The 24638-nt window shown below is 44.1% G+C and carries 22 protein-coding genes, 1 pseudogene and 2 riboswitches; of the genes and pseudogenes, 17 read left to right on the top strand and 6 right to left on the bottom strand.

Annotation, left to right across the window (positions count from 1 at the left end):
- Positions 1-95: 95 nt before the first annotated feature.
- A riboswitch (SAM riboswitch) is annotated at positions 96-197 on the bottom strand.
- A 168-nt stretch (positions 198-365) separates the two neighbouring features.
- Entirely contained in the window at positions 366-1544 is a 1179-nt protein-coding gene (locus tag AC4E8A_RS10465; RefSeq protein ID WP_490198420.1) for a pyridoxal phosphate-dependent aminotransferase, read from the bottom strand.
- 103 nt (positions 1545-1647) lie between these two features.
- On the opposite strand from AC4E8A_RS10465, the gene AC4E8A_RS10460 reads away from it, so the two are divergent.
- The 6 genes from AC4E8A_RS10460 (at position 1648) to AC4E8A_RS10435 (ending at position 7518) form a co-directional block, all read left to right on the top strand.
- Positions 1648-2436, top strand: a complete 789-nt coding sequence (locus tag AC4E8A_RS10460) for a carbon-nitrogen family hydrolase (RefSeq protein WP_490198419.1) — start codon at positions 1648-1650, stop codon at positions 2434-2436.
- 349 nt (positions 2437-2785) lie between these two features.
- Positions 2786-2940, top strand: a riboswitch (SAM riboswitch).
- A 90-nt stretch (positions 2941-3030) separates the two neighbouring features.
- On the top strand, positions 3031-4203 hold the full coding sequence (mtnK, locus tag AC4E8A_RS10455; protein ID WP_490198418.1) for an S-methyl-5-thioribose kinase: 1173 nt from the start codon (positions 3031-3033) through the stop codon (positions 4201-4203).
- 11 nt (positions 4204-4214) lie between these two features.
- Entirely contained in the window at positions 4215-5261 is a 1047-nt protein-coding gene (gene mtnA, locus AC4E8A_RS10450) for an S-methyl-5-thioribose-1-phosphate isomerase (RefSeq protein ID WP_490198417.1), read from the top strand.
- 108 nt (positions 5262-5369) lie between these two features.
- Positions 5370-6293, top strand: a complete 924-nt coding sequence (locus tag AC4E8A_RS10445; protein WP_490198843.1) for an MBL fold metallo-hydrolase — start codon at positions 5370-5372, stop codon at positions 6291-6293.
- A 64-nt stretch (positions 6294-6357) separates the two neighbouring features.
- Positions 6358-6783, top strand: a complete 426-nt coding sequence (locus AC4E8A_RS10440) for a cell wall hydrolase (RefSeq protein WP_490198416.1) — start codon at positions 6358-6360, stop codon at positions 6781-6783.
- A gap of 141 nt (positions 6784-6924) precedes the next feature.
- Positions 6925-7518: a hypothetical protein gene (locus AC4E8A_RS10435; protein WP_490198415.1), complete on the top strand. Its 594-nt coding sequence runs from the start codon at positions 6925-6927 to the stop codon at positions 7516-7518.
- A gap of 35 nt (positions 7519-7553) precedes the next feature.
- Here the strand turns inward: AC4E8A_RS10435 and AC4E8A_RS10430 are convergent, their stop codons facing one another.
- Positions 7554-8234 (bottom strand): serine/threonine protein kinase, encoded by a 681-nt coding sequence (locus AC4E8A_RS10430; RefSeq protein ID WP_490198414.1) that lies wholly within the window; start codon positions 8232-8234, stop codon positions 7554-7556.
- Positions 8235-8302: 68 nt separating this feature from the next.
- Between AC4E8A_RS10430 and AC4E8A_RS10425 the strand changes: the two genes are divergently transcribed.
- From AC4E8A_RS10425 to AC4E8A_RS10400, 6 genes and pseudogenes are all read left to right on the top strand, one after another.
- On the top strand, positions 8303-8911 hold the full coding sequence (locus tag AC4E8A_RS10425; protein WP_490198413.1) for an FMN-binding negative transcriptional regulator: 609 nt from the start codon (positions 8303-8305) through the stop codon (positions 8909-8911).
- A 64-nt stretch (positions 8912-8975) separates the two neighbouring features.
- Positions 8976-9392, top strand: coding sequence for a VOC family protein (locus AC4E8A_RS10420; RefSeq protein WP_490198412.1), 417 nt, complete (start codon positions 8976-8978; stop codon positions 9390-9392).
- 793 nt (positions 9393-10185) lie between these two features.
- Positions 10186-10407 (top strand): annotated as a pseudogene (locus tag AC4E8A_RS10415) (transposase); the annotation flags it as partial.
- A 519-nt stretch (positions 10408-10926) separates the two neighbouring features.
- Positions 10927-11676: a DeoR/GlpR family DNA-binding transcription regulator gene (locus AC4E8A_RS10410; protein ID WP_490198411.1), complete on the top strand. Its 750-nt coding sequence runs from the start codon at positions 10927-10929 to the stop codon at positions 11674-11676.
- Positions 11673-12596, top strand: coding sequence for a 1-phosphofructokinase (gene pfkB, locus AC4E8A_RS10405; protein ID WP_490198410.1), 924 nt, complete (start codon positions 11673-11675; stop codon positions 12594-12596). The genes AC4E8A_RS10410 and pfkB overlap by 4 nt, the downstream gene beginning before the upstream one ends.
- Positions 12597-12598: 2 nt before the next feature.
- Positions 12599-14506 carry a PTS fructose transporter subunit IIABC gene (locus AC4E8A_RS10400; RefSeq protein ID WP_490198409.1) on the top strand — a complete coding sequence of 636 codons (1908 nt, stop codon included), beginning with the start codon at positions 12599-12601 and terminating at the stop codon, positions 14504-14506.
- A gap of 43 nt (positions 14507-14549) precedes the next feature.
- Here AC4E8A_RS10400 and AC4E8A_RS10395 read toward each other — a convergent pair whose 3' ends face one another.
- Both AC4E8A_RS10395 and AC4E8A_RS10390 read right to left on the bottom strand, forming a co-directional pair.
- Positions 14550-14789, bottom strand: a complete 240-nt coding sequence (locus AC4E8A_RS10395; RefSeq protein WP_490198407.1) for a hypothetical protein — start codon at positions 14787-14789, stop codon at positions 14550-14552.
- Positions 14790-14934: 145 nt separating this feature from the next.
- The gene (locus AC4E8A_RS10390; RefSeq protein ID WP_490198406.1) at positions 14935-15798 is read right to left on the bottom strand and encodes a manganese catalase; all 864 of its coding nucleotides are present in this window, start codon (positions 15796-15798) and stop codon (positions 14935-14937) included.
- 216 nt (positions 15799-16014) lie between these two features.
- Between AC4E8A_RS10390 and AC4E8A_RS10385 the strand changes: the two genes are divergently transcribed.
- Positions 16015-16827 (top strand): Fpg/Nei family DNA glycosylase, encoded by an 813-nt coding sequence (locus AC4E8A_RS10385; protein WP_490198405.1) that lies wholly within the window; start codon positions 16015-16017, stop codon positions 16825-16827.
- Positions 16828-16858: 31 nt separating this feature from the next.
- On the top strand, positions 16859-19444 hold the full coding sequence (locus tag AC4E8A_RS10380; protein ID WP_490198404.1) for a DEAD/DEAH box helicase: 2586 nt from the start codon (positions 16859-16861) through the stop codon (positions 19442-19444).
- Between the two features lie 674 nt (positions 19445-20118).
- On the opposite strand, the gene AC4E8A_RS10375 is transcribed toward AC4E8A_RS10380, so the two are convergent.
- Entirely contained in the window at positions 20119-21261 is a 1143-nt protein-coding gene (locus AC4E8A_RS10375) for a CAP domain-containing protein (RefSeq protein WP_490198403.1), read from the bottom strand.
- A gap of 218 nt (positions 21262-21479) precedes the next feature.
- On the opposite strand from AC4E8A_RS10375, the gene speD reads away from it, so the two are divergent.
- Complete coding sequence (gene speD, locus AC4E8A_RS10370) at positions 21480-22301, top strand: adenosylmethionine decarboxylase (protein ID WP_490198402.1); 822 nt, start codon at positions 21480-21482, stop codon at positions 22299-22301.
- Between the two features lie 661 nt (positions 22302-22962).
- On the opposite strand, the gene AC4E8A_RS10365 is transcribed toward speD, so the two are convergent.
- Positions 22963-23157, bottom strand: a complete 195-nt coding sequence (locus AC4E8A_RS10365; protein ID WP_490198842.1) for an alpha/beta-type small acid-soluble spore protein — start codon at positions 23155-23157, stop codon at positions 22963-22965.
- A 519-nt stretch (positions 23158-23676) separates the two neighbouring features.
- Between AC4E8A_RS10365 and AC4E8A_RS10360 the strand changes: the two genes are divergently transcribed.
- Positions 23677-23823: a hypothetical protein gene (locus AC4E8A_RS10360; protein WP_490198401.1), complete on the top strand. Its 147-nt coding sequence runs from the start codon at positions 23677-23679 to the stop codon at positions 23821-23823.
- Between the two features lie 26 nt (positions 23824-23849).
- Complete coding sequence (locus tag AC4E8A_RS10355; RefSeq protein WP_490198399.1) at positions 23850-24518, top strand: GNAT family N-acetyltransferase; 669 nt, start codon at positions 23850-23852, stop codon at positions 24516-24518.
- The last annotated feature ends 120 nt before the right edge of the window (positions 24519-24638 follow it).

The following is a 24638-nucleotide window of genomic DNA, read 5'->3' as shown; positions in this document are numbered from 1 at the left end:
TGAATATCAAATAGCAACAAAGGTTACGAAAAGAGCCAAATAAAAAAACCTCTTCCCGCCGAGGAAGAGGTTTTATTTTACAGTCAAAATAAGCTCTCTTATCTCTCAGCAATATTGCTGCAAGATTTAGCACCGTGCTTTAAAAGTCGGTTGCCGGGCATCATAGGGCCAGTCCCTCCGCCTGCTCTTGATAAGAATAGGAATTGTATTTATTTTTAGTTAATTTCAACTTGCATTATGACACTTGTTGGAAATGTTGTCAATTATTTATTTAGTAAGCAGGATTTCCAATCCAGGTGCTCCGATTCAATCTTGAATCAGCACTGCATCAACAAAATGTTCAAGGAAGCATTTTGAGATATGGTTTACTTTTTAAACAATCCAAGCTTCCCAATTCTCCTCACTGCTTCTGCCAGGACATCTTCTTCCTGCAGGAGGCCGACTCTCACATAGCCCTCGCCGTAATCTCCGAATCCGATTCCAGGAGCAACCGCGACATGTGCTTCTTCAAGCAATTTCTTAAAGAAGGATTCCGAGGTGTAGCCTTCTGGCACAGGCAGCCAGGCGAAGAAGGATCCTTTGGGCGGTTCCACATCCCAGCCGATTTCCTTTAAACGCTCAAAGAGGAAGTTTCGTCTGGATTCATACAAAGATACCAATTCATCCACGCATTCCTGTGAAGAGGTAAGTGCAGTGGCAGCAGCCTCCTGAACGCCCCCGAACAAACTGACATGCAAGTGATCCTGAAGAAGGTTCAATGCCTCGATCACACTCGGATTGCCAACTGCAAACCCGGCTCTCCATCCAGCCATATTATAGGTTTTGGAAAGGGTATATATTTCTATTCCGACATCCTTTGCCCCTGGTGTCTGAAGATAACTCAAAGGCTTTTTGCCATCAAAACCGATGGCACCATAGGCCAAATCATGGACCACACAGAAGTCGTGATCATTTGCGAGTTCGACCGTCTCTGAGAAAAATTCTGAAGTGGCGATGGCTCCGGTAGGATTATTTGGATAATTCAAGAACATCAATTTTGCTTCATCCAGAATACCTAAATCGATCTTTGAATAATCTGGAAGGTACTGATTTTCTTCCAGGAGAGGCATCGGCTCCATTTGCGCATGTGCAAGTGCGATTCCCGACCAGTAGTCGGGATAACCTGGATCAGGGACCAAAGCAGTGTCCCCTTCATTAAGCAGACATTGGCTGACTTCGATTAAGCCTGCCTTTCCTCCGAACAATACAGCCACTTCTGTCTCCGGATCGATGTCAACATCGTATTCGCGCTTATAGAACTTAGCTGCTGCTTCCTTAAGGAAGCTATAGCCTCGAAAAGGGGAGTATTTATGGAACAGGGGATTCTCAACCGCTTCCTGTGCCGAACGAACGATATGTTCCGGGGTCGGCTTGTCAGGATTTCCCTGTGCTAAATTGATCACATCGTGTCCTTCAGAAGTCACTTTACTTACGTCTTTGACAAGTCTGGCGAAAAACTGTTGAGGAAGATTTTCTAAGGTTATTGAATGATTGAAGATTTTCATAAGACGCTCCTTTTGAAAGATTCTTGAAATTCTAGTAGCTTATGTTATATGGTTAATGAAAAAAAGTCTAGCTAATTTTTTGAATTTTCGAGGAGGGGGACCTATGGGTTTAAGGGTAGCATGCTTGCAGATTGATATACAATTTGGAAATCCAGACGAGAACTATAAAAATGTCTCGGATGAGTTCCAGCGCTTATTTGAAAAAGAAACGAACATCGATGTCGTCGTGCTTCCGGAACTATGGACCACCGGTTACGACCTGACGAGGCTTGATGAAATCGCAGATGATAAAGGCATCAACGCACAAAAGTTCCTTTCAAGCCTTGCTCAAGAATATAAAACAAATATCGTCGGAGGCTCTATTGCTAAGAAAAGCGAAGAAAATGTAACCAATACGCTATATTCTTTTGACCGGAATGGCGGCCTTCTCGGCGAATACAGCAAAGTCCATTTATTCAAGCTGATGGATGAACACCACTATCTTTCGGCAGGGGATACCAGCGGGGCAGTGACAATTGAGGGAGTTCCTTCAGCCGCCTTCATCTGCTATGACATCCGGTTCCCGGAATGGTTAAGAACGCACACAGCAGGAGGCGCAGAAGTACTTTACGTCGTGGCCGAATGGCCATTGGCCCGAGTAGGTCACTGGCGCACGCTGCTTCAGGCGAGAGCGATCGAGAATCAGTGCTATATAGTAGCCTGCAACCGCAGCGGCAGTGACCCGGACAATGAATTCGCCGGCCATTCTATGATCATCGACCCTGGGGGAGATGTGACCTCTGAAGCAGGCGAAGGGACAGACGTTATCACAGCCGAGCTTGATCTGGAAAAAGTAAAGCAGGTACGAAACCAGATCCCGATTTTCCAGGATCGCCGGCCGGAGCTTTATTAAGTTTGACGAATCAAGACTCAGTTTATGATTCGTTGGGATGTTTGTCGCGTAACGAGACCAACCAGGGCTGCGATTTTCATTGAGAATTGAATTGTGTCTCGATAGTGCCGGAATCGCGGCTTGTTTTAAAATGTGGACGTCATTTAGTCGCGTTTCGTTCACAACCGGGGCAGATTTTACAACGTCGATGAATGGACACTTCCTCTTTTTTAGCTTATTGCCCCACCCGCGAAGTCGAACAACTGGAGCGAAAATCGTTTTATAAAAAAAGGGTTGACAATTGCCTCCAAACTTAGTTTAATGTTTATCAGGAATAATAAAAATGTTTAGAAAAATCAAATAGGACATTCTCTTATCAAGAGTAGGCGGAGGGATTTGGCCCGATGAAGCCCAGCAACCGACTGTCACCAGCGAGACTGGAGCGTTTTTAAATAAACGCTTGATGCAACCTGACAGCACGGTGCTACTTCCAACAGAAAGAGGAATCTTTCTGGCAGATAAGAGGTGCGAAGTCTCATGTCTTCAAGCCTCTTTCTGAATGAAAGAGGCTTTTTACTTTGCTGAAAAGCCTTGTTAACCAAGGAGGAATATAGAATGGCACTTGTAAAACCTAACGGATATTATCCTTTGACAGAAGAAAGCGCCCTGAATTTGGCAAAGGCATTAGGCTTCTTCAATGAAAATGACGAATTATTCTGCAGTGAAATCGGGGACGGAAACCTGAACTATGTTTTCAGGATTGGGACCAATCTTTACGAAAAATCGATCATCATCAAGCAGGCGCTTCCTTACGCAAAAGTCGTCGGCGAAAGCATGCCGCTTACATTGAAGCGTGCCCAGATTGAAAGCAGCGCATTGCAGAAGTACAGTGAATTCACCCCAGAGTCTGTTCCAAAACTATTTTATACAGATACGGAACTGGCTGTGACGGTAATGGAGGATTTATCCAGTTACAAGATATTGAGGAAGGCCTTGATAGATGGGGAGGAATTCCCGCTTTTACCGACCCACATTGGTCTTTACCTTGCCAAGACTCTCTTTTTCACATCTGATTTTGGCTTGAACGGGGGAGAAAAGAAAGAGCTGGTCGGCAGATTTATCAACCCGGAATTATGCAAGATCACGGAGGACCTTGTGTTCACCGACCCTTTTCACGACCATGACAGCAATGATTTTGAAGACGAACTGAAGGCAAAGGTTCAGGCTCTTTGGGATGACCCTGTCGTAAGACTTGAAGCAGGAAAATTGAAAAGAAAGTTTTTAACCCAAGCCGATGCTCTTCTGCATGGTGACCTTCATACCGGAAGCATCTTTGTCAGGGAAGACGATACAAAGATTATTGATCCTGAATTTGCGTTTTATGGGCCAATCGGATTTGATGTGGGACAATTTTTTGCTAATATCCTGCTGAATTCCTTGTCGCTTCCCAAAGATGACCATGCCGGCAGACTTCAAATCATTTCCGAAACTTGGGAGGTTTTCTGCTCTGAGTTCACCAACTTATGGAAGGAACATAACCAAGAGACCTATTCTACAACCACAGGATACCTCGATCATATCCTGGCTGAAATATTCGAAGACTCAATTGGTTTTGCGGGCTGCGAAATAATCCGTCGTACAATCGGGCTTTCCCATGTGGCAGATCTTGACGGTATTGAAAATAAGACAAAAAGAATAAAGGCAAAAACAGAGGCAATCGAATTGGGCAGAAGGTTGATTCTGCAGCGTAAAATCATTAAGAACCCTTCACAACTCTCACTCTATTAAGGGGGAAAAACATGAAAACCGAAATGCAAACCATTCGTTCTGTACAGTGGAAGGATGATCATATCCTCCTGCTTGATCAGCAAAAACTTCCGCATGTCACGGAATATATCAAACTCACTACAATAGAAGAGGTATGGGAAGGCATTCACAGTCTGAAAGTGAGAGGAGCTCCAGCCATCGGGATAACAGCTGCATTTGGGCTTGCACTATGGGCTCAATCATTTCAACAGAAGGACAATTTCCTTGGCTTTTATTACGAGTTGGAAAACAAACGACACTACTTGGAAACCTCCCGACCCACTGCCGTCAACCTTGCTTGGGCATTGGGAAGGCTTGCAAACCGGTTTGCCCAGGCAGCTTCGGTGGAAGAGGGACAATCACTTCTGTTGGAGGAAGCGCTTGCCATCGCCAGAGAAGACGAGGAAGTATGCCGGAAGATCGGGGAACATGCAGTAGAATTATTTCAGGCAGGAGATGCTGTCCTGACACACTGCAATGCTGGGGGAATTGCCACAGCGAGGTATGGGACAGCGTTAGCCCCCTTTTATGTCTTAAAGGAAAAAGGCCTCGATCTGAAAATATATGCCACCGAAACAAGGCCAGTCCTTCAGGGGGCACGGTTGACTGTCTGGGAATTGATGCAAGCTGGGATGGATGTCACTCTCATCACAGATAATATGGCGGCCCACACAATCGCCGAAAAAGAAATTTCAGCCATAATCGTTGGCGCTGACAGAATTGCAGCAAATGGGGATACGGCCAATAAAATCGGGACACGCGGATTGGCCATTTTGGCAAATGCCTTTCATATTCCGTTCTATGTGGCGTCACCGTTATCCACCATAGATCTCGCTATTGAAACCGGAAAAGAAATCCCGATTGAGGAACGAAACCCTCAAGAGGTGACACACTTAAACGGGGTTGAGTTGGCTCCCAAAGGAGTGAAGGTCTATAACCCGGCGTTTGATGTGACACCAAACGAATACATCACCGCCATCATCACCGAGAAAGGCATCATAAAAGGAAATTATAAAGAGCGGCTCCCTGCGATAAAATAATTCATCATCTGAAGCCTGATACAAACGGTTGTTTTGTACCAGGCACTTTTATTTTGTACGGAAATACTTTAAGTAAAGTATAATGAAAGAAAAAAACGAGGGAAAATGATGCCAAGAAAGAAGCGATATGAAAATCAAGATGATGTCAGCAATCAAAAATCCTTCAATGACATGATGAAATGGATGAAAGAAAGACGGACAAAGATAAAAGATCTCAAGACACAGATTCCTCAAGCAGGCAAGAAGGAGGCTTCCCTTCTAAAGCAAAACAAGGACAAGCCTACCATTACATGGATCGGCCACTCAACCTTCCTGATCCAGTTGGATGGTCTGGCTATTTTGACTGATCCGGTTTGGGCCAGAAGGATGGGAATGGGAAAAAGACTGACTGATCCCGGACTGCTGCCGACGGACATTCCGAATGTGGATATCGTTCTCATTTCACACGGCCACTATGATCATCTGGATTTTGCTTCAATTAAAAGGCTTAAAGGCGATCCTGTTTTCTATATCCCTTTTGGTCTGAAATCTGCCTTTACAAGAAGGGGCTATAAAAAAATCATAGAAGCAAATTGGTGGGATTCTTTTAATGAAGAAGGTATTGCCATTGATTTTGTTCCTGCACAGCATTGGACCAAACGGACGCTGACAGATACTAATACCTCCCATTGGGGCGGCTGGGTCTTGAAGTCAGCGGCAGGAACCAGCATACACTTTGTCGGTGATACGGGGTATTTTAGAGGGTTTAAAGAAATTGCCGAGAGACTTTCACCCGAAATCATATTAATGCCGATCGGTGCTTATGAACCTGAATGGTTTATGAGTGACAGCCACATCACTCCGGAAGATGCTGTTAAAGCGTTCATGGAGATGAATGCCTCATTATTCATACCTATGCATTACGGTACCTACCGGCTCGCCGATGACACCGGCCCAGAAGCACTCGGCCGCCTATTTGCCGAATGGAAGAAGGCTGGATTGGTGGAAGAAAATCTGAAAGTGCTTGATATTGGTGAAACATTGTGGCTGTGAAGACTTTTACCGCCACTAATTCACTCCTTTTGAATATAGATGGTATAAAGGAGGTTGTGTCATTATGGCGGTCATTAAAGCACCAGAAAAGCATGTCAAGCTTTTGGCAAGATTGATGAGGGCGGAAGCAGAAGGGGACGGCCGTCTCGGGATGCTTACAGTCGGCAACACGGGAGTAAACAGGGTCATTTCCAACTGTCTTGATTTTAAAGATTTGCGTACGATCAATGATATGGTATACCAGCGTCCCGGGGGATTCGAAGCCACAGTCAAAGGCTATTTTTATCAAAGGGCTAGAGAAAAAGATATAGGTCTTGCAAGACAGGTCATCAGGGGCTGGAAGTACCATCCAGCGTCCTATGCTCTGTGGTTCTTCCGTCCTGAAGGCGACTGTCCGCCAACCTGGTATGATCAGCGGAATGTAGGGAGATACAAATCACATTGCTTCTTTGCTCCATCGCAGGAAGACTGCCCCCAGGTTTATTTTTGAAGCTTGCGAAATTCTGCAAGCTTTTTTTTAAAAAGTCACACCTCGTTTTTTGTCGAAAACTCTCCTTTTGGTTCAAAGTTTACGAAAAACTCAGCAGGATATGATATAACTAATAATGAAACGTATTTAGGAGGTTTATTGATGCTGAACAAAACACTCAGAACATACATAGATGAAGAAATGAATGAACAGACGATCGCCCTGTTTTCTAACGAAGTGGCCTATGCTCAGGAAAACGGTCTCATACCTGAGGGGATAGCAGTTGAGCCTATGGATGATGCGGTACGATTCCATGATGCCCTCATCGAGAGAGTGGACAAAGAAACAGAAGAGCTTGTCCAAACAGAAGAAGCTCCAGCTTTCCTGGAGACACCCGTAAATTTCATCAAGCAGCATGGAAACGAGTTTCTATTCATAGACAGCAAATGGTTCGATATTATCCGAATTGACGGTCTGACATTGGAAGTGGATGATGTGTTTGGCCATTACAGCATATTGACCGGACTGAAACAGCAAAAAAAGACAGGAGCTGAGCTGAAAGCGATTTTAGCGGGGAAACTTCACGGTGATGACAAAGTACAACTGCTGTGGAATGACAAGGACGAGCTGTTTGATCTGAATCTTTCGATCGAGAAGCTGGAAGGCTTCAATGAAAATGATTCCATAGGCAAAACCCTGCAGTTGATTTATCATCTCTTATTCTCCTCACTGAAAGAATTGGAATTCAATAATTAACAGGAAGGCGATCCCCGCATTGGTGGATCGCTTTTTTATACTTTCCACCTGAATGTAAGGGAGATTACTTTCTTCATGAAATCTTCAAACGTAAACTGAGGACCCTTGGTATGATTGAACCAGGCGCGTACGGTTTCCATCATCCAGGATGGAACCGGCTTTCCAGAGATGTGTCGGTAATACTGTTCATATCCTTTCTTCAGGTACTCCCAGCGCTTATCATTCCCTGGCAGTGCATACTCAGAAACATCAATGATTTTCGCCCGACCATCATACAATAAGATATTTTTCAAATGCATGTCCCTTGGGTTCAGTCCGCATTTCCGGATATGCTCCCTTGCACGTTCCACCTGTTCAATCACTACAGGTGGGATGGTGATTCCTTGAAGGAGACAGTCATAAAGAGTAGTCCCTTCTTCAAAGCTCAATACTAGGAAATTCACACCGCTCCCGAGCTTCTTAGGAAAGTAATGGGAAATCCCGAGGCGTTCATACACTTCTTCCTCGATTGCCTTTTTGTCCCGCTTCTCTTGTGCATATACCTTGAAGGCCAGATGGGGATAGACCATGGAACGAAATACCGCGGCGTCGGTCCCTGTGCCAACCAAGAGAAGGTCTTCTGCATCACCCTCGATTGAGACAGGTTCATTGTCAGGGTTTGACCTTATATCCAGTTTATTTAGTTCAGGAACAACAGAGTGCCATTCAGCCGGCATATTTTTCACTCCTTAATCTTCTTATTTTTATAGTATAGTTAAAATAAACTAATGAAATGAGGAAAATCATGTTTATCCCAAAAGAATTTAAAGTGGAAGATCGACAAAGGCTATTGAAGTTTATTGAAGAGAACAGCTTCGGCATCTTATTCTCCCATGATGAGGAGGGACCTCAAGCAACCCATCTTCCTTTTGTCCTTAGAGATAAAGATAAACCAGAACTTATCGGCCATATAGCAAAGGCAAACCCGCAATGGAAGAATCTTGATGGCAAGAAGGGATTAGCCGTCTTTTCCGGCCCGCACTCCTACATTTCCGCTTCATGGTATAAAGAGAAAAAGAATGTACCTACTTGGAACTATGTTGCTGTCCATGTTCAGGGTACCATCGAAATCCTAACGGAGGGAAAAGAATTATTGTCCATTCTTCAACAATCAGTGGATTTCTATGAGAATGGCTTTGAAAATCCGTGGAAAATGGAAGATGAAACAGAAACTGTCAGCCGCCTGCTGAATGGCATTGTCGGCTTCAGAATGAAAATAGACACCATTGAAGGTAAATGGAAACTGAATCAGAACAAAAGTACCGAAAATAAGATAGAGGTCATAAAGAACCTTAGAAAACAGGACGTCTACGATTCACATGAAATTGCCGACTTGATGGAAGATCAACCATAATAGAGGAAATCCCCTCTTTCTGATAGAAACAAGATATATAAGGAAGAGTTGAAAGGGGACAAATATGATTTTTGAAATGACTTATCAAGTAAGAGTGGCCGATTTTGAAAAAGGAAAGCACTGGTATGAGACTCTACTGAAGAAGGAGCCGGATTTCATCCCACATGAAGATTTCGCAGAGTGGGAATTCATTCCCGGCTGCTGGCTTCAAGTATCACAAGGGGAACCCTCTGCCAACAGTGGTCCGATCCGACTGGGGGTAATGGATATTGAAGCGGAACGCCAAAGGTTGATGGACAAGCTCCAACTTGAGTACTTTGAAATCCATGGCAGGGAAGAGGTACCTGTCAAGTGGGCAACCTTTCAGGATCCATGGGGAAATTTACTGGGATTCTTTCAGTACCTTGATGAAAATGAACGAGATGCCCGGATTGCTGAAATACTAGGCGGCCGGCACCCTAGCATTGCCAAAGGGCAATAAAAATGATTGAGATTTCTATTACTATAGGTAAAAAACAAACCTGAAGATTATTGAAATTGACAGCGAAATAATTTTGGAAGTCAAGAAAGAAGTTTCCTGGCTAAAAGAGGCTCACGCTTGATACTGGACACTGTGTTGTGGCAAGAGAAGAAAGAAAGACCGGCGGTTTCTTAATCTATCATACTCAGTTTTTTGACTGGACTTTTATAGCATTAGTTGGTGTTCACCCTTCTAAGAGAAGAAGAGGGCGCACCAACTGAAAAAATATTTTCATCACCCCATCCAACAAGACAACGCAGCCGGTATTTGGTTCCAACGGCTACCAACCCAGCGGTATCGTCAAACGCCTGGATAAAGAAGATTCGGGGCTGATATATTTAATAGAAGACTAGTTACAGTATAAAGAGAGGACGAGGTTATCTCGTCTCAGCTTGTAGACAAAGTCCAAGATTTGGACCATGGCTACAAGCTTTTTTTGTATTAACTACTTCTTAACTAAAAACTTGGGTGGTTGGAATGAATAGTTGATTTCCGCTACAGGCGCACGACTCCGCGGGGTGTGCGGTGAGCCTCCTCAGCTTCGCCTGCGGGGTCTCACCTGTCACGCTGGTCCCGCAGGAGATCGTACGCCTTCCACTCCAATCAACCTTTTGTAAGTTAAATCTGGTTTTGACACCAAACATAAAAAATCTGTGGGGGATTCACAATGTTATCAAGACATGTAGAAGATGGAAGAAATCAAATTGAGATGGCTGCCCTGGACCAGTTGGTCCCGCAAGACCACTTAGTTAGGAAGGTTGAACATCTGAGGCACACTAATTTGAATAAAACACTTTACGCACAGCGCAAAGAAACAATTGAAAGAGTTTTTGCTGATGCGAAAGAGAAGCATGGCATGGGTTGGACGGCCTTGAGAGGTCTGAAGAAAGTTTCAATCCAGGCGATGCTTACGTTTGTTGCCATGAATCTTAAGAAGTTAGCAAACTGGACATGGCGAGGGCCATGTCCAGTGTAATGTTTATAGGCCTTTTCCTCGAAAATTAACAAACCCTACTTGAATCAAAAAGTTGAAGTAGGGTTTGTCTACAGTCTGGGACGAGGTTATCTCGTCTTCTTTTTATTTGCCTGAATATCAACTGCAGGGGCTGTACTTTGGGTGGACCCGAATGCGTTGAACCTTTTGATGCTTGAACCTCTTCAAATAGGCGCAGCTCGGCCAGCTCCACAGTCCAGCGACCAGAGGATTTCTGTATCCCTTCTTTTTAAACAAGCTCATTTGCCCATTAGTTATCGCCCTGCAGCCACATGCTCCAAGATCCATCGGCTAATGTGATTTCCAGCTCCTTCTTCTGAACCCAGTACCCATGGCCGCAACGCATCCCTGCAGTGTCGAGAACCCCCATCGCAAATCCGTCAGAATAACCAGAATAATGAATAAATTGAACGTTTCTGAAAGAGAATGAATTTTTATGATTGAAATGTGTAAAGGCTTACTTTATAATTAAGATACTTCAAATTGAATTGGAGGATGAACATGCTTACTCCAGAAAGGCAGCAGATCATTCTCTCTCTTTTAAAAGAGAAGGGTGTCGTCAAGCTGCAAGAACTAATTGAAGAAACCAATGCATCAGAATCAACGATCCGCCGCGATCTCATTCAACTAGAAGAGGACAAAAAGCTTAAAAGGGTCCATGGCGGAGCATCCTTGCTGCAAGGAAAACGAAATGAACCCAGCATGTCTGAAAAATCATTCAAAAACCTTCAAGATAAAATAGATATAGCAAAGACAGCTGCTTCCTTTGTCCGCGACGGGGATTCCATCTATTTGGATGCAGGAACAACGACCCAGCAGATGATTTCCTACTTAAATCAAAAAAAGCTGACCGTTGTAACCAATGGGATTACCTTGATTGAACCATTGCTCGAAAAGGGCATTTCCACCTACCTGCTTGGGGGGATGATTAAGGGTTCGACAAGGGCTGTCATCGGCCGGTCGGCACTCGAGAATTTAAGGACTTACCGATTTGATAAATGCTTCATCGGAACAAACGGCGTCGACGTTGACTATGGATACACCACGCCGGATCCCGAAGAAGCACTAATTAAACAAAATGCCATCCAGCTTTCCCAAGAGGCATTCATCCTTGCAGATCACTCCAAAATTGGAGAAGTATCATTCAGCAAGATAGCCGATATGGAAGAGGCCGCACTGATTACCAACAAGATAAACGAAAATATCCAGAACTATCAGCAGCAGACTTCAATAAAGGTTGTGACAACATGATTTACACACTTACTCTGAATCCATCCATTGATTATTTTGTAACAGTAGATGAACTCAACCTGGGGAAAACGAACCGAATGGAGCATGACTCAAAAGTTCCAGGAGGAAAAGGAATCAATGTTTCCAGGGTTTTAACCTCTTTAGGGATTAAGAACAAAGCACTTGGTTTTCTAGGTGGATTTACTGGCCAATTCATTCTAGATGAACTAAAAAAAGAACAAATCGATTCCGATTTTGTCCAAGTTGATGGAGATACAAGAATTAATATCAAACTTCGCGGCAATGAGGAAACAGAAATCAACGGAATTGGTCCTGTTATTGAATCTGAAGCTTTGACAATATTAAACCGCCAGCTCGACATCCTTAATGAAGAGGACATTTTGGTGCTTGCTGGAAGCATTCCGCCTTCCATGCCGGGTGATTTTTATGAACAGATCATTAAGCAGGCAGAGAGCAAAGGCATCAGAATCGTCGTTGATACGACGAAAGAGAAACTGTTGAACATCTTGAAATACAAGCCATTTCTGATTAAGCCGAACCATCATGAACTAGGGGAATTATTCGGCATCTCCATAGAAAGCAGAGAAGATGCGATTCCTTATGGAAAGAAACTGCTGGAAATGGGCGCTCAGAATGTCATTGTTTCCATGGGAGGGAAAGGAACTCTTTACTTTTTCGGAGAAGAAGCCTATTTTGCACCTGTCCCGCATGGCGAGCTTGTGAATTCAGTCGGGGCAGGGGATTCCGTGGTTGCGGGGTTTGTAGCAGCTTTCCATGAAACCGGCGATCTTTTGAACAGTTTCAAATTTGGTGCTGCAGCTGGCAGTGCAACCGCTTATTCAACAGGTTTCTGTACAAAAGAAACCATAAACGAATTGTTAGATGAAATAGAAATTATACCTATTTCAGGGAGGGAATGACCATGAGGATAACAGAACTTTTACAGAAAAACACCATGATCCTTAATTTAAAATCCAGCTCTAAAGCTGATGTCATTGATGAGTTGGTCGGCAAGCTTGATAGAGGCGGCAAATTAAATGATCGAGAGGGATACAAGAAAGCCATCCTGGCAAGAGAAGAACAAAGTACAACCGGGATCGGGGAAGGCATTGCCATTCCACATGCCAAGACAGCATCTGTCAAAACGCCTGCCATCGCATTTGGGCGCTCTGCAGAAGGAATTGATTATGAAGCACTAGATGGGCAGAACAGCCATCTATTCTTCATGATTGCCGCTTCTGAAGGAGCAAATAATGCCCACTTGGAAACCCTTTCACGACTTTCATCCTTATTGATGGATGATGGTTTCAGGAAGAAATTAATGAACGCAGCAGATGAAGAAGAGATCCTGAACCTGATTGATGAAAAAGAAAAAGAGGTATTGGCTGACGAAGAGCCTGAAGAACAGCCTCAGGAAGACCAAGCTGTAAGTACAAGCGGGGAAACAGGAAAAGTCCTGGCAGTTACGGCTTGCCCAACAGGAATTGCCCATACTTATATGGCTGCTGATTCCCTGAAAGCAAAAGCTAAAGAAAAAAATATTGAGATCAAAGTTGAAACAAATGGTTCCAGCGGAGCGAAAAATCAACTGACAAAAGCCGAAATTAAAAATGCGGTGGCCATCATCGTTGCAGCTGATACAAAAGTTGAAATGGAACGTTTCAAAGGGAAGAAAGTCATTCAGGTTCCAGTGGCAGAGGGAATTCGCAACCCCGATAAACTTCTCGACCGGGCGGTAAATGGAGATGCTCCTGTTTATGATGGCAGCGGCAAGGCTGCAGAAGATGAAGGAGAGTCCAAAGAAAAACGCAGCGGCTTCTATAAGCACTTGATGAATGGCGTTTCCAACATGCTTCCATTTGTTGTCGGAGGCGGTATCTTAATTGCGATATCCTTCATGTTCGGGATCCAGGCAGCTGATCCCAACCACGAAACGTATAACCCAATTGCTGAAGCCCTTAACACCATCGGCGGCGGAACAGGTGCCTTTGGCTTAATGATTCCTGTGCTTGCAGCATTCATCGCCATGAGTATTGCAGACAGACCTGGCTTTGCAGCAGGTATGGTCGGTGGGTACCTTGCAGCTACTGGCGGCGGCGGTTTCCTTGGCGGCTTGATTGCCGGTTTCCTTGCGGGTTATATTGTTCTACTGCTTAAAAAGTTGTTTGCCAACCTGCCAAATTGGCTTGAAGGCTTAAAACCGGTATTGCTTTATCCTGTATTTGGAATTTTGATCACTGGTTTGATCATGCTGTTTGTCGTCAATGAACCGGTTTCTTTCATTAATGAGCAATTGCAGGAATGGCTTGGAGGTATGGGCACGACAAACCTTGTCCTACTTGGAATCCTTCTAGGAGGTATGATGGCAGTCGATCTTGGCGGTCCAATCAACAAAGCGGCATTCACATTCGGAATTGCCATGATTGATGCCGGTAATTTCGGTCCTCATGCGGCCATTATGGCTGGAGGTATGGCTCCTCCGCTTGGAATGGCGTTAGCGACTACATTCTTTAAAAATAAATTTACACCACAAGAAAGAAAAGCTGGTTTCACGTGTTATTTCATGGGGGCATCATTCATTACCGAAGGAGCTATTCCGTTTGCAGCAGCAGATCCGGGACGTGTCATCCCATCTGCAATCGTCGGTTCAGCAATAGCCGGTGGACTTGCAATGGCATTCGGCATCGGCCTTCCAGCACCACACGGCGGTATCTTTGTATTCCCAGTCGTACAGGGTAATCCTTTATTGTATATTCTGGCCGTACTGATTGGTTCAGCCGTTACAGCTGTTATGGTCGGCTTGCTGAAAAAACCAGCTAAACAAGGATAATTGAAAAGAAGCCCGGAGGATTCCGGTCTTCTTTTTTTGTGTGTTACCGCCAATATCCTGGACGTCCGTAACCCCAACCAGGGCGTCCATAGCCCCAGCCCGGCCTTCCATAACCCCAGCCAGGGCGTCCGAAGCCGTAGCCCCAGCCTGGTCCATACCCCCAGCCCGGACGGCCGTAACCGTAGCCCCCCCAGCCTCCAAAGCCGCCGGTGGCCGCTCCTACAGCAAGTAAAGGCAATATTCTTTCATCATGTTCATACATAGGGAAATCCTCTCTATACATAAAGCACCCTCCTTAAATAACATTCGCTTTATTCTATGGAAAAAAGTCCACTTGGGTTTCGGTTTTGTTTAAAAAGGGCTTGAACGTTTTTTAAACGCATGAACGCATCGGAGGACAGTCCCCCGATGCGTTCATGCGATTCATATTATTGATTAGGCTCCATTTTTCCCTTGCCCTGCATTTTGCGCAGAGCTTCAGGAGGTGTACCGTGGATAAAAGGAGGGGCAGGCTGTAGTTCTGGTTTCTGACCCATCGCTTGCGGCTGCTGGACATATGTGAAATTACCTTGTCCATCCAATGTCGGCCCATTCGCCCAGCGTCCAGTACTGCTTTCCTCTCCTTGGGAGAAGTTCATGAAGGAGTAGGAGACATCCTGTTTTTCATATTCCTGGTTAAATGTACTCGGAACAATGGCTCCTTGGGTTTGTTCCAGTTCTTCTATGGCAGCCATCCACTGATTTTGATGCATTGTATCCCTTGCAATCAAAAATGATAGCATATCCCTGACTCCAGGGTCTTCCGTCATTTCATACAGGCGGCAAACCTGCAGCCTTCCTTGTGACTCAGCATTCAAGTTGGCACGGAAGTCTGCAAGGAGGTTTCCACTTGCAATGGTGTAGCGGGAAGTCCACGGATAGCCGACGCTATCATTAGGCTGTGCGCCAAGGCCATTGACAATCGCATGTTGAGGATTCATTCCGCCAAGGACGGCCTGCACAGCAGGATCTTGGGCAGCATAATCCTGATCACCTGCCGGGGCTCCGTCCAAGAGCTGGGCAATCATTGTGGCAATCATCTCAACGTGAGCAATTTCCTCTGTACCAATATCAAGGATCATATCACGGTATTTGCTTTCTGCCCGGCAGTTCCAACCTTGAAAGAGATACTGCATCATAACAGACATCTCACCATACTGGCCGCCAAGAATCTCTTGAAGTTTTTTGGCGTATACAGGGTCTGGCTTACTTGGTTTTGCATTGTACTGAAGTTCTTTTATGTGATGGAACATACTTTTCCTCCTCTAGCCAAAATTCGTTCTTTACTAGTATGCTCTGCGGGCACATGAGTATTTCGCAATATAATTTCCAGTGCCCTTTTGCCCTTTAAAGCATCAGGTGACAGTCCCCCGCTGCTTTAAAGGACTGAAGTGTGGTTTCCCATTTATGGAACTTGTTTTTTGTTTGTGAATGGAAACGATAATGAAAAAAGGAGCGGGAGTGATAATATGCCGGAACTTCCTGAGATGGAGAATTATAAGAACCTGCTGATGCAGCACGTCCTTACAAAACAAATTACGGATATCGAGGTCGGAAGGGAAAAATCGATCAATGTTCCTGTCAATGACTTTATCCGCCATGTGAAGAACCATCACATAAAAAATGTAACTAGAAGAGCAAAGCACTTGCTGTTTCATCTAGATAATGATGTAGTATTAGTACTGCATTTAATGCTGGGCGGCTGGATGTTTTTCAGTACGGAACAGGAAAAACCCGACAGAACTATTCAGATCAAGCTATCCTTTGGAAATCAACATTTATATTTTATCGGCCTCCGACTTGGGTATCTACATTTATATAAAAAGCTTGAAGAAGCAGGAAAAGAATTGGGAGATCTGGGTCCAGAACCGTTAAGCCCACAGTTTAAGGCTGGAAAATTCATTGAAATGTCCCGTGACCGGAGGGGAAGCCTGAAGACGACCCTAGTCAATCAAAGCTTCCTGTCCGGCATAGGAAATTGCTATTCAGACGAGATGTGCTTTCATGCTGGGCTGCTGCCCGCACGGAAATTCAATGAGCTTACTGAACAAGAATCCGGTCAGCTTTTTCAATCCATGCAGTTCATACTAAAGGACGCCATCAAGAGCGGTGGATATATGGAAGAGCCCTTTCATCCTAATGATGAACTGACTGGAGGATACAGCAGAAAATGCCGCGTGTACGACCGTGAAGGAGAACCATGTATTCGATGCGGAAATCAACTAATCAAAGATGAAATCTCTTCTAAGAAAACATTTTACTGCAGCAACTGCCAGAACTAGATTTACAGCAGTAGAGAAAAGGTGATAAGAAATGGAAAAATTGACTGAATTGCATGAAGAAGCGTTGCAAGATACGAAACGGAAAATAAAAGAGGATATCTTTCGGTTCATGGAAACAAAGGAAACAGTCCCTTCCTTTGACGAATATCTCAATGAAAGAATTCATTATATAGATCAACTATGGATGAACGTTTGGCTGAATAAGGTCACAAATTTCGTGAGCAGAAGTGAAAAAAAAGCTTTTCTTCGGGAACGGGATTATGAAGTGGAGGGAGTCGATAAAAAAGTTATTAATCAGGTATTCCGGAATGAAATGAGAGGTTATCGGCCATTTGATGTGATTCCTTGGCTCAAGGGCCAGGCGGGTTCTCAGGAGGAACAGTGGAGGGACCGCTATGATACAGCAAGGGAAGGTTACCTGCTGCGTTTAGAACAGGATAAAGTGGAGGCTGAACAAAAGAGGGTTACACATGAAATCATTCAAAGTCTTCGAGAAGCGTTTCATGATCAAAAACAAAATTGGTATCTCCCTATCAGATATGCAGCTGCCAAGAAGCTTTTAAATGATTTTAAGGAAAAAGTAAAGTACGGACAGGTTGACACCTTCATGCTGGAAGAACAGCTGGAAGAAATCGGTGCATTCAATCCGGTAGACTATCGTACGCTGTCTGAGTTTTTGCAAGAACTCAATGGACTCATTCATCGAACTCTTCACCGCGGCAGAAGTTATTGGGAATACGAGACCTATTATTTTGTTTATGAAGAGTTCGTTTCCAGGTATATGCTAAAAACCTTCCCAAAATCACTGCTTAACTATGTTTCAGAAGAGCAATCGGATCAATTTCAAAGCGCCTTTGAAGAACCTCTTGCTGAGGATGACATCCGCAAATGGATGCAGGATGACTTTTATGATCAGGCAAACCTTTATATGGAATATCTTCAGGAAGAATATGTGGAAGACCTTTTGAACCTGGCAGGCATTTCAAATGAAGAAAATCATGCTGCAATTTATGAGAACGACCTGGCAAGAAGGGAAGAAAGGAAGGCAGCTGAGATTGCTGAGCTTCAACGTAAGCAGCAAGAAGAAGAACGGATGATGAATGATATTTTCGGCAGGGAATACAGCGTCTCCCTGGGTGGAACGACAAAATATGTCCTTCATATCGGAGAAACCAACACAGGGAAAACCCATCATGCACTGGAAAGCATGAAAAAAGCCGAAAGCGGGTTGTACCTTGCGCCTCTCCGCCTTCTTGCCCTGGAGGTATATGACCGCCTGAATAATGAAAGAGTACCCTGCAACCTGAAAACAGGGGAAGAGGAAAAGACAGTACCGCAAGCAAGGCATGTTGCCTGTACAGTAGAAATGTTTTATGAAAAAGAAGCCTATGATGTCGTCGTCATTGATGAAGCGCAGATGATGGCAGATAAAGACCGCGGGTTCTCCTGGTTCAAAGCTATTACAAAGGCGAGAGCAAGGGAAGTCCATATCATCGGAAGCCGGAATGTGAAACCGATGCTTCTCGGGATTCTCGAGAATTGTGAGATCGAAATCAATGAGTACAGCAGGGACATTCCTTTGGAGGTCGAACAGCGGGAATTCTCCCTAAAACATGCCAAAAGAGGCGATGCCTTAGTCTGCTTTTCAAGAAGAAGAGTGCTTGAGACAGCTTCAAAACTGCAAAACAGCGGCCATTCCGTCAGTATGATTTATGGAAGCATGCCTCCGGAGACGAGAAAGAAGCAAATGCAAAGATTCATTAAAGGCGAGACAAAGGTCATTGTAGCAACCGATGCCATCGGAATGGGGTTGAACCTCCCCATCAGAAGAATTGTTTTTCTTGAGAATGATAAGTTTGATGGCACCAGAAGAAGAATCCTTACCTCTCAGGAAGTAAAACAAATTGCCGGGCGTGCTGGCCGCAAAGGAATCTATGATGTGGGGAAGGTCGCTTTCACGAAAGACATCAAGCGGATGATGAAACTTTTGGAACAGGAAGATGAACCGGTACAATCCTTTGCGATCGCCCCAACAACATCCGTCTTTGAACGGTTCCAAAAGTATCATCAGGACCTAGGACGGTTTTTCGAACTGTGGGAAAAGTTCCAGAGCCCATTTGGCACACAAAAAGCGTCCCTGTACGAAGAGAGGGAATTATATGAATTGGTCAGAGGGACAGAGATAGAGGGCAGACTGTCGATGATGGACCTGTATGGATTCCTGCACCTTCCATTTTCCAAGAAGGAGCCCGAGTTGACCTCACAATGGCTGGAAACCATGGACGCCATTATGAGCGGCAATGAACTGCCTGAGCCGAAACTGAAACGTAAGAACCTGGAGCAGCAGGAGGTCGCATATAAAGCAGTCGGTCTCCATTTGCTTTTCCTTTACCGCCTGGGACACCGGACAGAAGCAATCTACTGGGAGCGCCTCAGGGAAGACATTGCCGATGGTGTCCATGAAAGCCTGGATACAGAGGTTTCAACGTTGACGATGAAATGCAAACGGTGTGGAAAAAGGCTTCCTGCCGGATTCAAGTTCCCGATTTGTGACAGCTGCCATTATTCGCGTGTGCGGAAGCGCAGCGGCAGAAGGGATCGTAAAGGCAGCAATTAATAAACAATCGGCCAGTACGTGGGTAGGACAGAACTAAAATATTCCCTCTAAAATCAGTATAATTGTAAGTTACCAATACAAAACAAATGAGAAAACCGAACTTTTTAGAGGCTCTATTTTAGAGTTTTAGAAAAAGTTCGGTTTTTTTCGTTAAAGCACGTTTCTAAAAGATTTTTATTTTTGAATGATTTTTTTCTCTTCCCTTTTTACGTAGAAGGATTGAAGTGGAAGGCGTGCGATCTCCTGCGGGACAGCGGGACAGGTGAGACCCCGCAGGCGCAGCTGAGGAGGCTCAACGCCCGCCGCGGAGTCGTGCGCCTGGAGCGGAAATCCATACAATTTGATAAGCCACAATCTTTGCGAAAAGATCCTTCGTTAACTAAATATCTTTTGTCCCAGCCACGGTTTTAAGAGGGGAGGACATGTAATCTGATCTAACTGGCGGTGCATGTCCTCGGGCTAGTTCTTTGAGGAAATCTACTCGGACCTTCCTCGCGATGCATGTCCTAGAGCCAGCATTTGACGGCATCCTACTCGTGCAAAGTTCGAGGTTCATGCCCTCGACCCTGCACTTTGAGGGCATCCACCCCTGCATTTACCATAGACACTGCCCTCATGCTTGCAATTTCACCCCCTAAATTGAAAACCCGCACCCAAGTAGGCGCGGGTTATTCTCAATCCCGGAAAAAGTTCTCTGTATAGTATGGTTGTGAGTCTTGGTTAAAAGCAACTCCCACACCAAGGAACTCATACTCTTCTTTCAAAATGTTCTTCCTGTGTCCTTCGGAGTTCATCAGTCCTTCGTGGGCAAAAATCGAACTGAACTGGCCATAAGCCAAATTCTCACCAGCAACAGTGAAGGTGATGCTGTCTTCCTGCATTCTGTCAAAAGGCGACTGCCCTTGAAGATTTGTATGGTTAAAGTAATTGTTTTCAGCCATATCAAGGCTGTGATCCCGTGCTGTAATCCTTATATGCTCATTCCATGTAAGGACCGACAAACCATGATTGACCCTTGCAGCATTGGTAAGATCAAAAAGCTGGTATTCAAACCCTTCTTTAAGCCCCTGGCTTTCTGAAGCATAAATTTCCTTTTTAGCCTGCTCAAGATCTTCGTCGATGATTTGCAGGGCGGTCACCGTCTCATTTTCGTGTTTATCGTAAAAAACAGTGATATAGCTGTTATCACGCTGGTAAATTTCATATTCTCCATTATTCTGGAGTTGATAGTAGACTAATCCTTTCCTGATTTTTGAAATAGGCTCACCGAGAACTTGATGAATTTCATCCTTTGAACTATTCAACCCGGCACCTGAGTCGGAAGAAATAAGATCTTGATTGGTATAAAGAGCGCTGACCCGATTGTTTTTATCAAAGGAAACCATCATGAAGTTCTGATAATTTTGATGATATGTATTCCATTCGACTCCGTACTCATTAAGTGATGAACGTACTGGAGCTCCGACAGTTTGTTCCACATATTCCTTTGTGTCGCCAATCTCGAGATTGTGAATTGAAAACACCTGACTGTCCGGTTTTGAAAGCCGGGGCTTGTTCACTTCTACAGCTTCTGGGTTATCCTGTGTTTCGTTAACCTCTTTTTTCGCTTCTTTAAGTGAATCTTCCATACCATAGATTATCGCACTGAATCGTTCGTTTAAATCGTTCAGGGTATTCTGCACTTCAGGCTTTTCCTTAAAAGAATCAAACTGTGCAAGTGCATCATCCAAAAGGGCAGTGTTCACATATTCCTGCCAGTACGGCTTTGTATTATAGGCGACCAGTATAATCAAGACCAGTAATAGTAAACGTCTCATAATTCACGCTCCCATCTTACTTTCCATTCTACCCGATTTACAGCTTCTCAAAAACTATCAGCCCACCTATTTAACGATTTTATTCTGGAACATTATGCTAACCGTATGACATTCAAGAAGATTACCGTTTTATTCTGGTAGTCACAGGGTATCATAAACAATAACATCGAGTTGAAACGAAGAGTTTCTGCACATTTTTTACATAGGGGGAAGGTATCATGAAAATGTCACATGAAGAAAGAATACAGCTACACGAATTCAATAACCTAACGAAGTCATTAAGCTTTAATATGTATGACATCTGCTACACGAAAACGAGGGAAGAACGTGAAGCATACATTGAATATATAGATGAGCAGTACAACGCGGACAGGCTCACCAAGATCCTTTCTAATGTTTCTGATATCATTGGAGCCCATGTTCTCAATATAGCAAAACAGGACTATGTCCCACAAGGAGCTTCCGTCACGATTCTTGTATCGGAAGGACCGATTGTCGAAGTGCCGAATGAACACTTCGATGAATCCCCCGGACCGCTTCCATCTGCTGTTACCATGCAGCTCGATAAGAGCCATATAACGGTCCATACCTACCCGGAATATCATCCTCATGAGGGGATCAGCACCTTCAGAGCAGACATAGATGTATCAACCTGCGGTGAAATATCACCTCTTAAAGCCTTGAATTATTTGATTCATTCATTCGAGACGGATGTCATGACCATGGATTACAGAGTAAGGGGATTTACGAGGGATATCAACGGACGCAAACTTTTTATCGATCATGATATCAATTCCATTCAAAACTATATACCTGAAGAAATCAAAGATGATTATGACATGATCGATGTCAACGTCTATCCGCAGAATATCTTTCACACAAAATGTAAGCTGAAGGATTTTGATTTAAACCATTATCTGTTCGGCTATTCAAAGGACAAGCTGAACCACGATGAAGCGGAAGAAATAACAAATAAACTGAAACTGGAAATGGATGAAATCTTCTATGGAAAAAACATGCCCGGCAGTCTGAATGAGTAAATCCTGCTGTCTCTTATATAAAAGGTATCAGCCTGTAGACAAAGTCCAAGATATGGACCATGTCTACAGGCTTTTTTTGTAAGGCTCTTTTCGTAAACTTTGTTGCTATCTGATAATAATTCCGAAAGATAGTGGAGTAATGAACCGGAAAAAACCCTGTTTAACAAGAGAGAAAAGAGCTTCTCTCTTCGTTCAGAGCAAAAAACGTAGTATCCAGGGGAAAAATCCGGCTTTTGGGATTTTTCCGAAAGCAACAATATATGCGGAAACAGCCTTTTGTAAAAGCGGTAAGCAGATAATATTGGGAGCTGGTTTGAATAGAAAGCGGAAGCGGCCGTTCAGCGCCGTTTGGATGGAAGGCTCTCGCCATATATATAAGGATTACGAAGAGCCATAGCGATTCGATGATCATTTATCACCCAAAAGCGGAGACGCTCGGTCAGCTGCATCCGTTTCTATCGTTGATTCAACACATATAAAAGGGAAGGTTAATAAGTAAAATCCAGAGAAAAAAAGAAGTTTGAGTTGAAACGAGGAGTTACCAGGGAGAGTAATATTGATCAAGAGGAACACAGAATAAACATCGGTTGAAATCTGGTTTTTTTTACGGTCTGTTTTGCTTCAATCACAAAGCCCCCTTCATATTGAAGAGGGCCATGTTTTACTGATTCTGTCCTTCAGCCAGCGTCTGCTCGGCAAGTGCGACAAGACGTTTAGTCATCTCACCGCCGACGGAACCGTTGGCACGCGCGGTTGTATCTGCTCCAAGTGTTACTCCAAACTCATTGGCGATTTCTTCTTTCATCTGGTTCAGCACACGATCTGATCCAGGAACAATAAGTTTGTTTCTTGCCATGGCCAAATCACTCCCGATGAAGGATTGAGCAGTATGCTCTTGTATACTTTCCGCGAAATGCGGCATCTTCATTCCTCCAAATATTTCCGTAATTCATAGGATGCTACCCGAAAATGGCAAGTAGAGTGAAGGATAGATGTTGACATAACATTGAATATCTCGGGAAGGTTAAATCGTCATCCTTTTGAGGGAAAGGGCCGTTTTTTGTCCAAGTCCGCCGAGATGACTTCCTTCGCCCCTTGACTGCCCTCCGCATTTTGGTGCACTGGCGAATACCTGTCAGCAAGACGGCTGAATGGAAGAGATTGAATCCAGACAGTTCCCGTACCTTGGACAGTGATCTATTGGATAGTGATGATTGAGTTATTCCAGAGAGCGGCACATGTCCGCTTTTTTATTATATGGAATTTTCAGGTTAAAATCAGCTCGATGATTTGATAAACTATTAGAAAAACAGGAGGGCTGTTTATTTTAAACCATGTTGATTGGAAGAGTATAAGGGATATAGGACTTAAGAAAATGGTTATTTATTCTGCTGCGTTAATTGTTGCCTTGGTAGGCTTACTCGTTCTTCTTACTTTAATTACTCTGCTTCTTCTGGAAACATTCGACGACCGATACAGAGAACCTCATCATTCAGATATTGGCCAATCCACTCATGAGTAATCTTTTCTTGAATAGGAGGAATCGTATTGTACCAAAAAAAACTATATGTCTTTAAACAGGACAAGCCTATGGAAGCGACAATCAGAACCTATACGGCTGCGGATTTTTCCACACTGATCAAGGTGCAGCAGGAGTGCTTTCCGCCGCCATTTCCTTCTGACTTATGGTGGAATGAAAAGCAGCTTTCCAATCACATTAATCTTTTCCCGGAAGGTGCTCTTTGCATTGAAATGGAAGGAGAAATCAGAGGATCGATCACCGGTATGCTGACAAATTTTGACCCGAAGAACTTTCAGCACTCCTGGTCAGATATCACGGATGACGGATATATAAGAACCCATAATCCAAACGGCAATGCCTTATACATAGTCGATATAGGGATATCACCGAAATACAGAAGTTTCGGACTTGGAAAGGCGCTGATGAATTCCATGTATGAAGTGGTGGTGAACCTGAAAAAAGAGCGTCTTTTAGGCGGAGGAAGGATGCCGGGTTATGGGAAAGCGGCCGCCACAATGAAGGCTGATGACTATCTAAGGGCCGTTATAAACGGTACCATTCATGATCAAGTCATTTCATTTCTGCTTCGCTGCGGACGTTTACCGATCGGTGTCATCCCCGACTACTTAGAAGACAAAGAATCCAGAAACCATGCCGTCCTAATGGAATGGAGGAACCCTTTTTTCATTCAATGAGTTTTAAGACCTCATCCTTGAGGTTTTTTTAATCGTTAAGAATTATTTCATATGCTTATAACGACCCTATGAAAAGCGACAAAAAAACCACTATCCGCAAAGAGTGACAAATTTCAATTG

This window comes from Bacillus sp. SRL337 (assembly GCF_984799155.1).
Note: the sequence above shows the minus strand (reverse complement) of the source record. Positions and strands in the feature narration are given on the sequence as shown.

What these genes read in the sequence shown, in the direction of transcription:
- AC4E8A_RS10465 (WP_490198420.1), bottom strand. Translation starts at nt 1,544, where the DNA reads ATGAAAATCTTCAATCATTCAATAACCTTAGAAAATCTTCCTCAACAG.
- AC4E8A_RS10460 (WP_490198419.1), top strand. Translation starts at nt 1,648, where the DNA reads ATGGGTTTAAGGGTAGCATGCTTGCAGATTGATATACAATTTGGAAAT.
- mtnK (WP_490198418.1), top strand. Translation starts at nt 3,031, where the DNA reads ATGGCACTTGTAAAACCTAACGGATATTATCCTTTGACAGAAGAAAGC.
- mtnA (WP_490198417.1), top strand. Translation starts at nt 4,215, where the DNA reads ATGAAAACCGAAATGCAAACCATTCGTTCTGTACAGTGGAAGGATGAT.
- AC4E8A_RS10445 (WP_490198843.1), top strand. Translation starts at nt 5,370, where the DNA reads ATGCCAAGAAAGAAGCGATATGAAAATCAAGATGATGTCAGCAATCAA.
- AC4E8A_RS10440 (WP_490198416.1), top strand. Translation starts at nt 6,358, where the DNA reads ATGGCGGTCATTAAAGCACCAGAAAAGCATGTCAAGCTTTTGGCAAGA.
- AC4E8A_RS10435 (WP_490198415.1), top strand. Translation starts at nt 6,925, where the DNA reads ATGCTGAACAAAACACTCAGAACATACATAGATGAAGAAATGAATGAA.
- AC4E8A_RS10430 (WP_490198414.1), bottom strand. Translation starts at nt 8,234, where the DNA reads ATGCCGGCTGAATGGCACTCTGTTGTTCCTGAACTAAATAAACTGGAT.
- AC4E8A_RS10425 (WP_490198413.1), top strand. Translation starts at nt 8,303, where the DNA reads ATGTTTATCCCAAAAGAATTTAAAGTGGAAGATCGACAAAGGCTATTG.
- AC4E8A_RS10420 (WP_490198412.1), top strand. Translation starts at nt 8,976, where the DNA reads ATGATTTTTGAAATGACTTATCAAGTAAGAGTGGCCGATTTTGAAAAA.
- AC4E8A_RS10410 (WP_490198411.1), top strand. Translation starts at nt 10,927, where the DNA reads ATGCTTACTCCAGAAAGGCAGCAGATCATTCTCTCTCTTTTAAAAGAG.
- pfkB (WP_490198410.1), top strand. Translation starts at nt 11,673, where the DNA reads ATGATTTACACACTTACTCTGAATCCATCCATTGATTATTTTGTAACA.
- AC4E8A_RS10400 (WP_490198409.1), top strand. Translation starts at nt 12,599, where the DNA reads ATGAGGATAACAGAACTTTTACAGAAAAACACCATGATCCTTAATTTA.
- AC4E8A_RS10395 (WP_490198407.1), bottom strand. Translation starts at nt 14,789, where the DNA reads ATGTATAGAGAGGATTTCCCTATGTATGAACATGATGAAAGAATATTG.
- AC4E8A_RS10390 (WP_490198406.1), bottom strand. Translation starts at nt 15,798, where the DNA reads ATGTTCCATCACATAAAAGAACTTCAGTACAATGCAAAACCAAGTAAG.
- AC4E8A_RS10385 (WP_490198405.1), top strand. Translation starts at nt 16,015, where the DNA reads ATGCCGGAACTTCCTGAGATGGAGAATTATAAGAACCTGCTGATGCAG.
- AC4E8A_RS10380 (WP_490198404.1), top strand. Translation starts at nt 16,859, where the DNA reads ATGGAAAAATTGACTGAATTGCATGAAGAAGCGTTGCAAGATACGAAA.
- AC4E8A_RS10375 (WP_490198403.1), bottom strand. Translation starts at nt 21,261, where the DNA reads ATGAGACGTTTACTATTACTGGTCTTGATTATACTGGTCGCCTATAAT.
- speD (WP_490198402.1), top strand. Translation starts at nt 21,480, where the DNA reads ATGAAAATGTCACATGAAGAAAGAATACAGCTACACGAATTCAATAAC.
- AC4E8A_RS10365 (WP_490198842.1), bottom strand. Translation starts at nt 23,157, where the DNA reads ATGGCAAGAAACAAACTTATTGTTCCTGGATCAGATCGTGTGCTGAAC.
- AC4E8A_RS10360 (WP_490198401.1), top strand. Translation starts at nt 23,677, where the DNA reads ATGGTTATTTATTCTGCTGCGTTAATTGTTGCCTTGGTAGGCTTACTC.